Genomic DNA, 15880 nt, shown 5'->3' with positions numbered 1-15880 from the left:
GGGTGGACATATTGATCAGCGTCGCCGGCCTCATCGGGTTCGTGGCGCTTACCGCAGGTACCGCATTGTTCGTGGCAGCCGAATTCTCTCTGACAGCGCTCGAGAAGAGCACAGTCGACTCGTCGGTGAGCACCGTCGGAGATGCGCGCTCACGCCAGGTCCAACGTGCACACCGAACGCTGTCGTTCCAGCTCTCCGGGGCCCAGCTGGGCATAACCATCACCACACTCATCACCGGCTATCTCGCTGAACCCGTCCTCGCCGGCTTCTTCGTCCCGGTTTTGACTGCGCTCGGCGCATCCACTTCCGTTGCATCCGCTGTGTCGTTGGCCGCGGCGCTGATCATCGCGACGTCGTTTTCGATGATCTTCGGTGAACTGGTCCCGAAAAACATCGCAATCGCGATGCCGATGGGGACCGCGAGGGCGACAGCAGGCGCAATGTCCGGGTTCTCGATGGTATTTCGCTGGGCGATCAACGGACTCAACGGCTCTGCCAACTGGTTGGTGCGCAGACTCGGACTCGAACCTGCCGAAGAATTACGCTCGGCGAGATCAGCGAGTGAGCTGGGATCGCTCGTGCGCACGTCTGCGCGGCAAGGATCCTTGGATGAGGGCACGGCCAGACTCGTCGGCCGATCATTGAAGTTCGGCGAGCGATCCGCGGAGGAATTGATGACACCCCGGGTCAAAGTCGAGTCACTGTCGGTGTCCGACTCGGTATCCGACCTCATTGAAACGGCAGCTAGAACTGGCTTTTCGCGTTTCCCGGTCGTCGACGGAGACCTCGACAACACTGTCGGTGTCGTACACATCAAACATGCTTTCACCGTGCCGATAGGCAAGCGTGCCGGGACTCGTCTGGACTCTCTGGCGCAGGATGTGCCGGTCGTGCCGTCCAGTCTCGACGGGGATTCGGTGATGGAGCGCGTTCGGTCGGACGGCATGCAAGTTGCCCTTGTAGTCGATGAATACGGTGGCACGGCGGGTTTGGTGACCATGGAAGACCTGATCGAGGAGATCATCGGCGACGTCCGGGACGAGCATGACGAGCCGGAGATCGACGTCCAGCGGTTCGGTGACAGTTGGCTGTGCTCGGGACTGCTTCGAATCGACGAAGTGGCAGCCGCGACCGGGTATCGGGCGCCGGAAGGCGAGTACGACACCATCGGCGGACTTGTATTGACCGAACTGGGACGTATTCCTGTCGAAGGTGACCGCGTGATCATGCCCGATCCACCCGAGGAAGACCCTGCCGATACGCACGGTGGGTGGGCGGGCCGAGTCACCAGAATGGATGGCAGACGAATCGATCGAGTGATGTTGCAACCGGTCGGCCCCGACGTAATTGAGCAGATTCGATCGGAGGAGCGGACTCGTGGGTGACTACCTCTCCGTACTTCTCGCCGTCCTCCTCCTCGGCGGCAATGCGTTTTTCGTGGGCGCCGAGTTCTCACTGATTTCGGCGCGCCGCGACCGACTGGAATCCTTGCTGGCGCAAGGAAAAAAGAAGGCAAGGTCGGTAATCGAGGCCAGTCAGAATCTGTCCCTCATGCTTGCTGCTGCACAGCTGGGAATCACGATCTGTTCCATCCTCCTTGGCCGTGTCGGCGAACCGGCCGTGGCACACCTGATCGAGAAGCCACTCGATCTCGTCGGAATCCCGGACAGCCTGCTGCACCCGATCGCCTTCGCCATTGCACTGGCGTTGGTCGTGGTGTTGCACATCCTTATCGGCGAAATGGTCCCGAAGAACATCGCGATCGCGGGCCCGGAGAAGACGGCGATGCTGCTCGTTCCGATCCATCTGATGTTCATCAAGCTCGCCAAACCGCTGATTTCGTTTTACAACATGTGTGCCAATCTCACCTTGCGTGCACTGCGCATCGAGCCCAAAGACGAGTTGGATTCGTCGGTGTCCGCCGTCGAGCTCTCGCAGATGATCGGTGAGTCACGATCGGAAGGTCTCATCGACGAGGATGAGCACCGGCGCCTCACCCAGGCGCTGGACATCTCCGGGCGCACGGTGGCGGAAGTGCTCATTCCATCCGCCAAGGTCCGCAGCGTACGGCTCTCCGGCCTCGAACCCGGCTCGGGTCCCACGCTCGGCTCCGTCGAGGAGGCAGTGATCGCCACAGGCTTCTCGCGATACCCGGTGCAAGCCGAGGATGGATCGATGGTCGGATATCTCCATCTGAAGGACGTTCTGAGCTACATGCTCGACGATGCTGCTGGTCCGGAGACGGTCATACCGCGTTCCGAGGTTCGAAGACTGCCGGTCGTCACCTCCGAGACAATGCTGGACGACGCGTTGACTCGACTTCGGCGTGCCAGCAGTCACCTGGGCGCGGTGAGCGATTCGTCAGGCACGACGATTGGGATCGTGGCACTGGAAGACTTGGTAGAGGAGTTCGTCGGAACAGTCCGTGACGGCACGCACCGCATCGCAGGGCCGTCACCGGGACAGTCTTCGCCGGCACGTTCCGGTGGCGAGAACTGAAAGATGACGAGCCTCGACCGATGATGCAGACCTCAGCAACCGAGAAGTCGGTGACGTTGACGGAGCCGGAGTGGACGAGCAGACGTGCGGACCACTCGGCTCGGGTCAACCGCTTGATCGGCGCCTATCTGCACGATCGGGCACAGGGCATCTCACACCCAGTACTCGATTTCTTGTTCACCTACTACAGCTACAAACCCGGCCACCTGAAGCGTTGGAACCCAGGTTTCGAGGTAGTCCTGACCGGCGAAGCCGCTCAGGACTACGCTGCGTTCGCGTCCTACGAATCCGTCGCCGAACCGGACTTCGGGTATCGGGTACGGCGCTCTCTGATCGAGCAGCGTCGTTCGGCCATCGTGTTCACCCGGGACCTCCTCGAGGCGACCATGACACGCCAACCCAATCTGGGTTGTTTCGGGCTCCATGAGTGGGCGATGGTCTATCGGGGCGGACAGCCTGCCTTGCGACACGGGTCGGTGCCGCTTCGGCTCGGCCATGACGGCACTGATGCAGTGGTCGAGTCGATGAAGATTCGCTGCACGCATTACGACGCGTTCAGGTTCTTCACCCCGGACGCCGCCCCCAAGAATTTTCTCGATCTGTCCCCGGCAAGTAGGACCGAACGAGAGCAACCTGGTTGTGTGCACGCGAGCATGGATCTGTACAAGTGGAGCTACAAACTCTCACCGTTGATCGACTCGAAACTTGTGCTCGACTGTTTCGAGCTTGCGCTCGATGCTCGAACGATCGATATGCGCGCCAGTCCGTACGACCTCTCCGCCTACAGCCTCTCGCCTATCGCGATCGAAACACCGTCCGGTCGGGCAGAGTATGTGCGCGCGCAAACCGACCTGTCGGCCAGGGCTGCCCCTCTCCGTTCGGAGCTGGCGATGCGATGCGAGAATCTACTGGTGAGCGGCGGGTACGGCGTCCGACATACTGCCGAGTAACATTGAAGCCGATGTCGTTTTACCGCCCTTCTGGGCGCCCAGACCGGAAAGAGTGAGGGATTCATGACTGAGCGAGTTCGTGTCGGTGGTCTTCAAGTCGCCAAGGTTCTGTACGACTTCGTACAGAACGAGGCACTTCCGGGTACAGGTGTGCAATCGGAGGCGTTCTGGTCGGGTGCCGAAGCGGTAATCACCGATCTCTCCCCCAAGAACAAGGCGCTCTTGGCCGTTCGCGAAGAGATTCAGGGCAAGGTCGACGCCTGGCACGGTGAGCATGCCGGAATCGACTACGACCGTGCGGCGTACAAGTCGTTCCTGAAGGAAATCGGCTACCTCGTCGACGAACCCGCCGACTTCGACGTCGCCACCACAGGCGTCGACACTGAAATCACGTCGACGGCCGGACCGCAGCTCGTCGTTCCCGTTCTCAACGCACGTTTCGCGATCAATGCATCGAATGCCCGCTGGGGCTCGTTGTACGACGCGTTGTACGGCACGGATGCCATCCCCGAAACGGACGGCGCCGAGAAGGGCAGCTCCTACAACAAGGTTCGCGGCGACAAGGTCATCGCCTTCGCTCGCGATTTCCTCGACGAGGCAGCCCCATTGGCGTTTGGATCACATGTCGGATCGACCGCATATGTCGTCGACGCGGTTTCGCTGACAGTCACCCTCGCCGACGGAACCACCACCGGCCTCAAAGATCCGGCGCAGCTGCTCGGATACCATGGGACGCCGGATGCACCCACAGCAATTCTGTTCGTGCACAACGGCTTGCATTTCGAGATTCAGATCGATTCGAACAGCCCGATCGGCGCCACCGACACGGCGGGTGTGAAAGACGTGCTGCTCGAATCGGCAGTAACGACCATCATGGACTTCGAGGACTCGGTCGCGGCTGTGGACGCCGACGACAAGGTTCTCGGCTACCGCAACTGGCTCGGATTGATGAGGGGCGATCTCGCTGAGAACGTTTCCAAGGGCGGGAAGACGTTCACTCGCGTTCTCAACGCTGATCGCACGTACACCGGAGTCGACGGGTCACCTGTCACACTCCACGGACGCTCACTGTTGTTCGTCCGCAACGTCGGACATCTGATGACCTCGGATGCCATTCTCGACGCCGACGGCAACGAAGTTCCCGAGGGCATCCTCGATGCGCTGTTCACCTCGCTCACCGGAATGCACTCGTTGACTGCGGACAATCTCCTCTCGAACAGCCGAACCGGTTCGCTGTACATAGTCAAGCCGAAGATGCACGGACCCGATGAGGTTGCGTTCACAGCGGAACTCTTCGGTCGCGTCGAGCAGGTGCTCGGATTGCCGGAGAACACGCTCAAGGTGGGCATCATGGACGAAGAGCGTCGAACCACGGTCAACTTGAAGGCCTCGATCCTGGCAGCGAAGGAGCGGGTGGTCTTCATCAACACCGGCTTCCTCGACCGCACCGGCGACGAGATCCATACCTCGATGGAGGCCGGCGCAATGGTCCCCAAGGGCGAGATGAAGGCCCAGAAGTGGATCTCGGCGTACGAGGACTTCAACGTCGATACCGGCCTTGCGGCGGGAATGAAGGGTAAGGCGCAGATCGGCAAGGGCATGTGGGCGATGCCCGATCTCATGCACGACATGCTCGAGCAGAAGATCAACCACCCGAAGGCCGGCGCCAACACAGCATGGGTGCCTTCTCCCACCGCGGCCACTTTGCACGCGTTGCATTACCACAAGGTCGACGTCTTCGCCCGCCAGCTCGAATTGGCAAAGGCCAAGCGCGCGACCGTCGACGAGATCCTCGAGATTCCGCTTGCCCCCGCCACCGACTGGAGCGACGAGCAGAAGCAGAAGGAAATCGACAACAGTGCACAGTCGATTCTCGGCTACGTCGTACGGTGGATCGATCACGGTGTCGGTTGCTCCAAGGTGCCCGACATCAACGACATTGCATTGATGGAAGATCGCGCGACGCTGAGGATTTCGAGCCAATTCATCGCGAACTGGTTGCGCCACGGCATCGTCACCGAGGATCAGGTCCGTGCGAGCCTCGAACGCATGGCCCCCATCGTCGATCGCCAGAATGCGTCCGACCCGACGTACAAGAACCTGGCTCCGGACTTCGATACGAATATCGCGTTCCAGGCCGCCAGCGAGCTGATCTTCCAAGGGGCCAAGCAGCCGAGCGGATACACCGAGCCGATTCTGCATCGACGTAGACGCGAGTACAAGGCCGCGGGCAACTGACGGTCTCGTAACCCTTCGCACGTGGGTGAACATCGCAACTCCGGTGGAATACGGAGTATCAGCAAAGGCCCATTGTTCACGGTGGGCGCCATCATCGTGGTGGTGCTCGCCGTGTTCGGGTGGTTCGAATTGCGTGATCGGATAGCCGATCAGGGTGCGGCGGCGGCGGAGACCTGCGTCGAAGGTGCCGAGACTTTGTCGGTCACGGTGGATCCCGATATTGCCTCGCAAGTTACCGACCTCGCGACACGATTCGCGGCTACCGGGCCCGTCGTTCGCGACCACTGCATTTCCGTCACGGTGGAGGTGGCGGATTCGACTGCCATCGCCGGCGCACTGGCAGCAGGCGAGCCGAGCTGGGATGCCTCGGCTCTCGGACCGATCCCTGCGCTGTGGATACCACGTTCTTCCAACTCGATTACCGCGCTTCCTGCTGGAACCGTCGACGGGACGCCGAAAACGATTGCGAGCACCCCTGTTGTGCTCGCGAGTCCTCCTCAGTTGACTGCGGCACTGGACGCGAAGGGTGTCGGTTGGGCCGATCTCCCCGCGCTGCAGAGCAATCCGGAGTCGTTGCTCGGTCTCTCTCTTCCAGGATGGGGTGGGCTTCGGATGCAACTCCCCGTCGGACCGGACTCCGATGCGACGACAGCCGTTCTCGCTGCCGTCGCATCGTCGGCAACGACTTCGTCCGACGTGCCGATGACAACACTGGAGCTACCCCTGACGTCGCCGACGCGGTCTGCGTTGGCCGCTCTCGCGACCACAGACCGCGGAGTTGCGGCGGTGGTACCCGATTCGACGGATATGACGTTGTCCAGGTTGGCAGGAGGGCTATCACCTGATGCCGGCATCCATTCGGTTCCGGTGACCGAACAACAACTCGGAACGTCCGGTCAGCGTGAACTGACGGGTTATGCACCACCCGGTTCGACGGTGTCGATCGACTATCCGTCGGTCATCATGTCGGGGTCGTGGGTGAACGAGACGCTCAGGCGTGCCGGCGCCCAGTTCGTCGAGTTCATCTTGCAAGCGGAGAACTCGAAGATCTTCACCGACGCGGGATACGACCCCCCTGGATCGTCATCTCTCGGCGCCCCAACCGGACCCGACGTCCGCGCAGCATTACTCGACGCTGTGAACAATCCTGCAACAGAGCGTCGCTCGACAGTTGTCGTGGATGTATCGACATCGATGGACACCGAAGAAGGCGGTCGATCGCGTCTGCAGAACGTCGCATCTGCACTCACCGCACAGTTCGACGCAGTCATCGATTCGACCGAACTGGGTTTGTGGTCCGACAGCAAGGATCTGGACGAAGATCGTCCGTATCGGATATTGGTTCCCACCGGTATGGTGTCCGAACAGCTTCCTGCCGGTAGCAGACGGCAAGCGCTCATTGCTGCGGTACAGAGCCTGAAACCCGAGAACGTAGCCTCGACCTACCCGTCGGTGACCGCGGCATACCGTGTGGCACTCGAAGGTTTCGTCCCGGGACGACCGAACAGCATCGTCCTCGTCACCGACGGCCCGGCGGAGTCGTCCGAGAGTGCGTTGGCCGATATCACCAAGCTTGTCGATCCGGTCCGACCTGTAGCGGTCGATGTCGTATCGATCGGAACCAATGCCGATACTGTGGCCTTGGAGGCGGTGTCCACGGTTACCGGCGGCACGTTCACCTCTGTTTCGTCGTCGTCGGACGGATCCGACCTAGCTGCACTTCTCGGAAAGTTCTTGTACTGAAACATGACTCGACTTATTGCACTCGGCATCTTCCTCGCGTTGGTATGCCTGGTGATTCATCTCCGTTTCGTACGCGGGACCCGACTCACCCGACCCTATTCTTTGGTCGCAGATGCCGTTCTCGCAATCATGTGGGTTCTGGCCCTCGTGGGTATCGGTTCGGGCGAGTTGTTCGATCCGAGTTGGGCTCGCTTGCCGGGATTCCTAGGACTCACCTGGCTTGCCGTGATTCTGTATCTCGTTCTGGGCACCCCGCTCGTCGGGGTTGTCACTCTCGGGATCCGGATCGTGTCATCGCTGCGCGGACGCGAGTCCGTTGCTATCCGGTTTCGGGTGAACAGACTTGGTTCTGCACTGGTTGCCGCCGCGTCCGTCGTCGCAGTCGCATATGGAGTATTCGAAGCAAGCGAACCTCGGATAACGAATACGACGGTTGCCCTCGAGCGACTTCCGACAGAATTCGACGGGCTGCGAGTCGCGTTGGTGTCCGATCTTCATGTCGGACCGGCCCGCGGGGAATCCTTCGTGCACAAGGTCGTCGACGATATCAATGCGCAGGGCCCGGACCTCATCTTGCTGGACGGTGATCTCATCGATGGGACCGTCGATCTCGTCGGCTCCGATCTGAACCCACTACGCGAGTTGTCGGCACCACTGGGCGTCTTCGGAGTCAGTGGCAACCATGAGTTCTACGCCGACGACGGTGGCAAGTGGCTCGACTTGTGGTCGACTCTAGGGATCACCGTTCTGCGAAACGATCGGGAGGAAGTGACGCGAAACGGCGTAAACATCGACATCGCCGGAATCAACGACGCGACAGCACCCGCGCCTTACGAACCCGATCTGAGCGCTGCCCTCGAAGGGCGTGAGTCCGATCGATTCGTCCTTCTCCTGGCCCATCAACCCAAGCAGGCGCACGAGGCTTCCGAAATGGGAGTGGACATGCAAGTGTCCGGACACACCCATGCGGGTCAGATTTGGCCGCTGCGCTATCTGGTGCCGCTACAGCAGCCGAGCGTCGAGGGACTGGACCGGATCGGCGGCACGACCCTGTTCACCACGCGTGGGGCCGGAGCGTGGGGTCCTCCTGTACGAGTTGCAGCTCCGCCCGAAATCTCGATGCTGCAACTCGCCGGAGCATAGTTTCAGGCGAAGGCCTCGATCGGCGGGCAAGAGCACACCAGGTTTCGATCTCCGTGTGCCCCATCGATTCTTCGCACTGACGGCCAGACCTTCGCCCTTCCGTTCACTGCGTCGGGGAACACTGCCTCAGCCCTCGAATACGGGTGATTCCATTCACCTACGAGGCTTTTCGCAGTGTGCGGCGCACCGCGAAGTGGGTTGTCTTCCACTGGCCACTCCCCTGCATCGACTCGATCGATCTCAGCGCGGATCGCGATCATCGCATCACAGAAGGCGTCGATCTCGTCCAAATTTTCACTCTCGGTCGGCTCGACCATCAAAGTGCCTGCGACGGGGAAGCTCATCGTCGGCGCATGGAAGCCATAGTCGGCAAGACGCTTGGCAACATCGTCGACCGTGACGCCCGTAGCTTTGGTCAACCCTCGAAGATCGAGGATGCACTCGTGCGCGACCATCCCATTGTCACCGGTGTAGAGAACCGGAAAGTGCTCGTCCAGACGCCGGGCAATGTAGTTTGCCGATGCGATGGCGGTGAGCGTCGCGCGACGCAGCCCCACCGCCCCCATCATGCGGATGTACGCCCAGGTGATGGTGAGGATCGACGCGCTGCCGAACGGCGCGCCCGATACCGCGGGGCCGCCCCCGAGATCGGCTCGTAGGGGGTGCCCGGGAAGGTATGGCTGCAGGTGACTGCGTACTCCGATCGGACCGACACCAGGGCCGCCGCCACCGTGCGGAATGCAGAACGTCTTGTGCAGATTCAGATGGCTTACGTCACCACCGAAACGGCCCGGGCGGGCAAGGCCGACAAGAGCATTCAAGTTTGCCCCGTCCACGTACACCTGACCGCCGGCGTCGTGTACGAGTGCACAGATGTCGTCGATCTCGTGTTCGTAGACGCCGTGGGTGGACGGATAGGTGATCATGATCGCAGCCAACGAACCGGAATGCTGATCGATTTTGGCCCGCAGGTCGTCGACGTCGACGTCGCCGTTGCTGCGGCAGGCCACCACGACGACCTTCATGCCGACCATGACGGCCGAGGCAGCGTTCGTACCGTGTGCGCTCGACGGAATCAAGCAGACGTCACGGTGGCTGTCCCCCCGCCCGAGGTGATAGTTACGGATCGCGAGCAATCCTGCATACTCCCCTTGGCTTCCCGCGTTGGGCTGCAGACTCACGGCGTCGTAACCGGTGATGTCGACCAACCATTTCTCGACATCGGCTATGACAGAACGGATTCCTACCGTGTCATCATCGGGAGCGAAGGGGTGCAACCGTGCGAATTGTGGCCAGGTGATCGACTCCATTTCCGCGGTTGCATTAAGTTTCATCGTGCACGAGCCGAGGGGAATCATGCTTCTGTCGAGCGCAATGTCTTTGTCCGAGAGCATCCGCAGGTAGCGGAGCATCGAGGTCTCGGATCGATGGCGCGTGAACGCCGGGTGGGTCAAGAACTCCGAAGTTCGCACGAGGTTCGTTGGAATGGACTCGACCGACTCGGAAACGGAATCACCCGCGTCGAAGGCACTCAGAACGACGTCGACATGGGCTGTGGTGGTGGCCTCGTCGCAGGACACTCCGACTCGGTCGGCATCGACGAATCGGAGATTGATACCGGCGGTCTTGGCCGCATCGACTATGCCCTGCGCGCGTCCCGGAACGATCGCCGTGACCGTGTCGAAAAAAAGGTTCGAAACCAGTTGCACGCCAGAATTCGAAAGACCGTCGGCAAGCCGTCGTGCGTGCGAATTTACTTGGCGCGCAATCGCTCGCAGTCCGTCGCTTCCGTGATAGCTGGCGTACATTGCCGCCACTATCGCCAGCAGAACCTGAGCGGTGCAGATGTTCGAGGTCGCCTTCTCGCGACGGATGTGCTGTTCCCTGGTCTGCAGGGCAAGCCGGTAGGCGAGGTCTCCGTCCGCGTCGACGGACACACCGACCAGACGGCCTGGAAGCTGCCTCGAATGTTGCGAATGCACTGCGAGATAACCGGCATGTGGACCGCCGTAACCCATGGGAACACCGAAACGCTGAGTAGTGCCGAAACAGACGTCCGCACCCGCTTCACCGGGAGGGGTGAGGAGAGTCAGCGCCAACAGGTCTGCACCGATCGCAACGAGCGCACCTGCTTCGTGCGCTCGCGTGATCGTGTCCGCGTGGTCGACCAACGCACCCGAGGCGCCGGGCGTCTGCGCAAGCACACCGAAGAAGTCACCCTCGGGAAGGCCCTTGGCCAGATCAGTCGGTACCAATTCGATGCCCAGCGGCTCAGCCCTGGTTTGGAGGATCGCACGAGTCTGCGGGAACACATCGATGTCCACGAGGAAACGCGACGACGTCGACTTGCGATTCGCCCGGCGAAGAAGCGTCATGGCCTCAGCAGCCGCAGTGGACTCGTCGAGCATAGACGCGTTGGCCACTTCCATTCCGGTCAGATCGGACACCATCGTTTGAAAGTTGAGCAGCGCCTCCAAGCGACCTTGGCTTATCTCCGGCTGGTAGGGCGTGTAAGCGGTGTACCACGCTGGGTTTTCGAGTATTCCGCGAGTCAACACCGGAGGTGTGAGTGTGTCGTAGTAGCCGAGACCGATCATCGACGTCGCCACTGTGTTGTGCGAGGCAAGGGCGGCCAACTCGGCGAGGGCTTGATGTTCGCCCACCGGCTCCGGGAGAGTTTCGAGACCGTCACTGATACCTGACGACGACGCAGGATCGAGAATTGACTTCGGCACTGCGCGGGTCGCCAGTTCGTCCAACGATGCGACGCCGACAACGTGAAGTATTCGTTCGAGTTCGTTGCTGTCCGGGCCAATGTGTCGGTCGGCGAACAATGCCTTCACCGATTGCGGATCTGCTGTGCTAGAAGAACTTTCGGTCACGGGGGCGCTCCAAGGTGTGCGTACGACAGGGCCGGATCCTCCCCCTCTGTCGCGTGCTCACCGAAACGAGCGCCTGAGAGATTCAGCCGATCCGGACTCGAGGAGCTGTCCGAACGTCTTTTCACCTTGGGCGGATGGGTGCTCCCATCACTTTCCAGAGACGTCGAAGCTCACACGGTCCGTGTGCCTGAGAGATTGACGGGGAGGTATTGCTCCTTCGGCGTCCGAGACTGGCTGCCCCGGAACTCTCCCGCGCAAGCGCGACGCTCGAAGTCTATCCTGTCTTGCAGCTGGCCCGAGTCTTGCGGCGGGAGGCGAGCTCATCCTCGGGACTCGTCTCGGACTCTCCGCCGTCCGCACGCTCGGCCGGGAAGTCGGCAATAAGACCGGTCAGCTCGCGCATCGCTCCGTTGACGGCGATACCGAATACCCCTTGGCCGCCCTGCAGTAAATCGACTACTTCCTCCGCGGACGTGCACTCGTACACAGTGGTGCCGTCGGAGAACAGGGTGATGTTTGCCAAATCTCCGACGCCGCGCTTGCGAAGGTGATCAACCGCTACTCGTATGTTCTGCAGAGAAATTCCAGTGTCGAGTAAACGCTTGACGATCTTCAGAACCAGCATGTCCTTGAAGGAGTAAAGGCGTTGACTACCGGAACCAGCTGCACTGCGAATGGACGGAACTACGAGCCCCGTACGAGCCCAGTAGTCGAGTTGGCGGTAGGTGATTCCCGCTATCTGACATGCACTCGGAACTCGATAGCCCACCAGTTCGTCCGGAACGGAATCATCCGGGAACAGCCCCGGCTGAAAGTCGGGCACGAAGGGCGTCACTGTGGCGTCTGCCGCAGGCTGCGTCGGCAGATCTGCATTCGAGGTATCCATCGATTCAGCATCGTCCGGCACAATGCTCGATGAACCGTGGTGGCGTCCCTGCGGCTGATCTTCCACTTACTTGCTCCCTCTTCGGATGTCTCGACGCTGCTGCTCGGACCATGACGACGATAGAGGTCCGACCGGGAGACTATCCCGGTGTACTTCTGCGTGAAATCCACTCCGCTTACCCGGCAAGACTACGCCCCGGCGCGAACCAACGACACACGATCGTCGACTTCTGTGCTTCACAAGGGGAACGCTAGGGGGCCGAGGAGGGACAATCAACGCAACGCGCCGTAAACCTGAACCTAAAGTTGAGGTTGAGACTCTTCCGTTACCGAATTGAGGGCTTCAGCCGTCCGTGGCCTTGAAATCATCCGGTGAAACCGATTCCAGAAACTCCTTGAACTTCTCGACTTCGTCCTCGCGCTCATTAGGCATCAGGAGTCCTGCTTCGGAAAGGACAGGCTCCTCGGCAAATATAGGGACGCCCGCCCGCAACGCGATTGCGATGGAGTCCGATGGACGGGCAGAAACTCGGATATCCTTGTCGAAGACCAGATCCGCATAGAACGTGCCCTCCTGAAGGTCCACGATGCGAACTTCCTTCAAAGTGTGTCCCAAAGCGCCGATCAAGTCCTTGATCAAGTCGTGCGTCAGGGGTCTGCCCGGTTGCACACCCTGCTGCTCGAGCACAATGGCCGCCGCTTCGGTCTGCCCGATCCAGATGGGCAGGTATCGCTCTCCATCGGCTTCACGCAGAAGCAGAACGGGCTGATTCTGAGGCTGCTCGACACGAATACCGACAACACGCATCTCACTCATTGCCTCTGCCTCCCATATGCGTTGAAAATCGGGCCGCAGGTCAGGGTCCGCCCACTGCAGCCGAGTCTATTGGAATCGACCGGCCATGCGGAGGGTGGCCTAGGTAGGAGCACGAAACGAGGCGAACGCTCAGCGATCGAGCGCACCGCGCACCGCGGCCTTGACCAGACAAGTGTGCAGCGTCAAGGACAGCGCAGCCAGCTCTCTGATCATTTCTTCGGCTCGGTCCCGCGCTCCCGCATCTCGGCCCTTCGCAACTGGTCCGGCGATTTGCGCTACCAAACCGGCTTCCCGATCAGCAGCCAATTTGAAAGCTCGTAGGTGCCGAACCTCGAGACCGAACTGCAACATCGCTTTCGCAGTCCGCGCAAGGGTTATCGAGCCCTCATCGTAGAAGCCGGCCTGACCCGGCGTCAGTAGGCCGCCGCGAATGAGCTCGGTCACGAAAGTCTCGTCGACACCCGCTCGTTCCATGAGGTCGGCCTTGCTGACTCTGACCTCACGATCGGCGAGAAACTCTTCAGGCGACACTTCACCGGGAGCAATACTGAGGCCGCGGGGTCTGCGAGGCGCATCCTCTGCACGCTCGACGCGTGCAACACCACTGTCGATGGCTTCGAGCTGCTCTTTGATCACCTTCAGCGGAAGGTATTGATCTCGCTGCGCCGTCAATACGTATCTCAACCGCTCGCAATCGGCGATGGAGAAACGGCGGTATCCGGACGCTGTGCGCTCGGGCGAAATCAACCCTTCCGCTTCGAGGAATCGAATCTTGGAAATCGTGACGTCAGGAAAGTCGGGCCGAAGTCGATCGAGGACGGAGCCAATCGACATCCCCCCGGGAGACTGCTGCCCGACGGCGGTCACTGGCTGCCCGCACCCGCAGACGATTCGCCGACCTGGGATCCGGCGCCGCCGCGTGGACCTGTCAGGAATACCAGGCGGAACTTGCCGATCTGGACCTCGTCACCGTTGGTGAGCACAGCCGAGTCGACAGGCTCGCGGTTGACATAGGTTCCGTTGAGGCTTCCGACGTCGACCACCTGAAACTCGTTCTCGTCCTGACGGAACTCGGCATGACGCCGGCTCACAGTGACATCGTCCAAGAAAATGTCACTGTCCGGATGACGGCCGGCAGAAGTCGTCGGCTGGTCCAGTAGGAATCGAGACCCTGCATTAGGTCCCCTCTTCACGACGAGAAGAGCAGATCCGACGGGAAGGCCTTCCACGCCCGACACCGGGGCCTCCGAGGTCTGGCTCGTCGCCGAGTTATCCAGCTCCTGCAAGAAATCCGCACGAAAAACCGAAGTGGTTTCCGCTGGCGACTCTCCGTAGATGCCGTCGTTGTCGTTCTCGCTCACCGTTTCTCCTTCTCAGTCCTCTGCACCCTGGCGACTAACACCACGGTCGACGCAAAATAGTTTGCTTGTTCTGTGTTCCTACGGACCTGAGCCCCGACACGACAACTGCACAACAACGACCGTACCTTGCGGACGGGCATGGGTGTAGACGGTTGCTTCAGCTCGCGTCCGCTAATTACTCGGTCGTAATAGCAGCATATCCGTCCGCATCGAGCATCTCTGACACTGCGGCGTCCAAGACCTCTACCGAGGAGACCTCCAGCTCGACCAACCACCCGTCGGTGTAGGGTCCCGAATTCACCTTTTCCGGATCGGCCTCCAGAACTTCGTTGACGGCAATAACTTTGGCGGTCAGTGGTGCGAACACGTCAGAAACACTTTTGGTCGATTCGACCTCGCCCATGGAGGAGCCGGCGGTGACGTCGTCGCCGACAGAAGGCAGCTGAACGAACACGACATCACCCAATTGCGCCTGTGCATAGTCGGTGATACCAACTCGGACGCTGGATGGGCCTAGTCGCTGTACCCACTCGTGTTCAGGTGTGTAAAACAAATCGGCAGGCAGCTCGATCTCGCTCAACTCGGCAGTCCTTTCGTCTGAGCTCACCGGACGGTGATGCTGGGTTTTGCTCGATGAGCGTATTGACGTGATCATGGGTCCCGCAAGGCGGACACGGTGACCTGCTCCGATTGTGAAATCCGGCATTGACCTCCATTCCTGGCTACCGTATCGACCACACCGCCAGGAATATCCAATGCTGCGGCCAACGTCGCCGGATCGCCGACTGCGGTGTAGACGAACGGTGCACTTACCCTCTGCCCGTCCACGACGACCGCCCCTGCACTTCCCGCAATCCACGAGTCCAATCCGATACGCACTCCATCGTTGTCACTGCCGGCGATCTGCACCGTCTCCGCGCCTGCCGCTCGCAGCTCCTGCAACGCATCCACGAGGACCTCCGAACCGACGCCGTTGCGGGGGTCTTCCACAGTCATCACGATGCCTGGGCCCGTCGCGGGAACGGTCCCAACGAGTACCGACAAGGCGTCGAGACGCTCGCGCGCTTCGGTGAGCGCGGCACCGGAGCCGCCGTCCTCCTGCTGCAGTGTTGCCAGCGTGTCCTGTAGCGAGGTGATGTCTTCACGCAGCGCGGCTTCTCTACGACCCAGATTGTCCAGGAGGACGAGAAGATCGCCAGGGCGCGCGCTGTCGAGTGAATTCTCACTGTCGTTCACGCGAACCTGCGCGGCCAAGCCGATCCCGAGGGCGATCATCAAAACGATCGTCAGCGAACCGAACACGATCGTCCTGCGTCGGCGCCGATCACCGTGGAACTCGTGCCTTCCCTCTCGTGCCACTGC

The 15880-nt window shown here is 60.8% G+C and carries 13 protein-coding genes and 1 riboswitch; of the genes, 6 read left to right on the top strand and 7 right to left on the bottom strand.

All coding sequences use genetic code 11. The features are described 5' to 3' along the window. Nucleotides 1-2: 2 nt before the first annotated feature. The 6 genes from E5720_RS21265 to E5720_RS21240 all read left to right on the top strand — a co-directional run bounded on the left by E5720_RS21265 (nucleotide 3) and on the right by E5720_RS21240 (nucleotide 8573). Complete coding sequence (locus E5720_RS21265) at nucleotides 3-1385, top strand: hemolysin family protein (RefSeq protein ID WP_136172269.1); 1383 nt, start codon at nucleotides 3-5, stop codon at nucleotides 1383-1385. Continuing rightward, nucleotides 1378-2499: a hemolysin family protein gene (locus tag E5720_RS21260; protein ID WP_136172268.1), complete on the top strand. Its 1122-nt coding sequence runs from the start codon at nucleotides 1378-1380 to the stop codon at nucleotides 2497-2499. The genes E5720_RS21265 and E5720_RS21260 overlap by 8 nt, the downstream gene beginning before the upstream one ends. A gap of 20 nt (nucleotides 2500-2519) precedes the next feature. After that, nucleotides 2520-3449: a 3-methyladenine DNA glycosylase gene (locus tag E5720_RS21255; RefSeq protein WP_247596087.1), complete on the top strand. Its 930-nt coding sequence runs from the start codon at nucleotides 2520-2522 to the stop codon at nucleotides 3447-3449. A 63-nt stretch (nucleotides 3450-3512) separates the two neighbouring features. Beyond that, nucleotides 3513-5687, top strand: coding sequence for a malate synthase G (locus E5720_RS21250; RefSeq protein ID WP_136172267.1), 2175 nt, complete (start codon nucleotides 3513-3515; stop codon nucleotides 5685-5687). 21 nt (nucleotides 5688-5708) lie between these two features. Continuing rightward, on the top strand, nucleotides 5709-7430 hold the full coding sequence (locus E5720_RS21245) for a substrate-binding domain-containing protein (protein ID WP_247596086.1): 1722 nt from the start codon (nucleotides 5709-5711) through the stop codon (nucleotides 7428-7430). A gap of 3 nt (nucleotides 7431-7433) precedes the next feature. Beyond that, nucleotides 7434-8573: a metallophosphoesterase gene (locus E5720_RS21240; protein WP_136172266.1), complete on the top strand. Its 1140-nt coding sequence runs from the start codon at nucleotides 7434-7436 to the stop codon at nucleotides 8571-8573. A 2-nt stretch (nucleotides 8574-8575) separates the two neighbouring features. On the opposite strand, the gene gcvP is transcribed toward E5720_RS21240, so the two are convergent. From gcvP to E5720_RS21205, 7 genes are all read right to left on the bottom strand, one after another. After that, nucleotides 8576-11455 carry an aminomethyl-transferring glycine dehydrogenase gene (gene gcvP / locus E5720_RS21235; RefSeq protein ID WP_247596085.1) on the bottom strand — a complete coding sequence of 960 codons (2880 nt, stop codon included), beginning with the start codon at nucleotides 11453-11455 and terminating at the stop codon, nucleotides 8576-8578. A 165-nt stretch (nucleotides 11456-11620) separates the two neighbouring features. After that, nucleotides 11621-11718: riboswitch (glycine riboswitch) on the bottom strand. An 11-nt stretch (nucleotides 11719-11729) separates the two neighbouring features. Then, nucleotides 11730-12320: a MerR family transcriptional regulator gene (locus E5720_RS21230; RefSeq protein WP_348769861.1), complete on the bottom strand. Its 591-nt coding sequence runs from the start codon at nucleotides 12318-12320 to the stop codon at nucleotides 11730-11732. A gap of 363 nt (nucleotides 12321-12683) precedes the next feature. Then, nucleotides 12684-13157 carry a bifunctional nuclease family protein gene (locus E5720_RS21225; RefSeq protein ID WP_084345350.1) on the bottom strand — a complete coding sequence of 158 codons (474 nt, stop codon included), beginning with the start codon at nucleotides 13155-13157 and terminating at the stop codon, nucleotides 12684-12686. Nucleotides 13158-13286: 129 nt separating this feature from the next. Further along, nucleotides 13287-14024, bottom strand: coding sequence for a MerR family transcriptional regulator (locus tag E5720_RS21220; RefSeq protein ID WP_084345349.1), 738 nt, complete (start codon nucleotides 14022-14024; stop codon nucleotides 13287-13289). Continuing rightward, a complete protein-coding gene (locus E5720_RS21215) occupies nucleotides 14021-14518 on the bottom strand; it encodes an FHA domain-containing protein (protein ID WP_136172264.1) in 498 nt (165 codons plus the stop codon). The genes E5720_RS21220 and E5720_RS21215 overlap by 4 nt, the downstream gene beginning before the upstream one ends. A 175-nt stretch (nucleotides 14519-14693) precedes the next feature. Next, nucleotides 14694-15098 carry a glycine cleavage system protein GcvH gene (gene gcvH / locus E5720_RS21210; protein WP_136172263.1) on the bottom strand — a complete coding sequence of 135 codons (405 nt, stop codon included), beginning with the start codon at nucleotides 15096-15098 and terminating at the stop codon, nucleotides 14694-14696. Nucleotides 15099-15169: 71 nt separating this feature from the next. Then, nucleotides 15170-15877 (bottom strand): DUF881 domain-containing protein, encoded by a 708-nt coding sequence (locus tag E5720_RS21205; RefSeq protein ID WP_247596084.1) that lies wholly within the window; start codon nucleotides 15875-15877, stop codon nucleotides 15170-15172. Nucleotides 15878-15880 lie beyond the last annotated feature (3 nt).

Source organism: Rhodococcus sp. PAMC28707 (assembly GCF_004795915.1).
In the GTDB taxonomy this organism is placed as follows: Bacteria; Actinomycetota; Actinomycetes; order Mycobacteriales; family Mycobacteriaceae; genus Rhodococcoides.
Note: the sequence above shows the minus strand (reverse complement) of the source record. Positions and strands in the feature narration are given on the sequence as shown.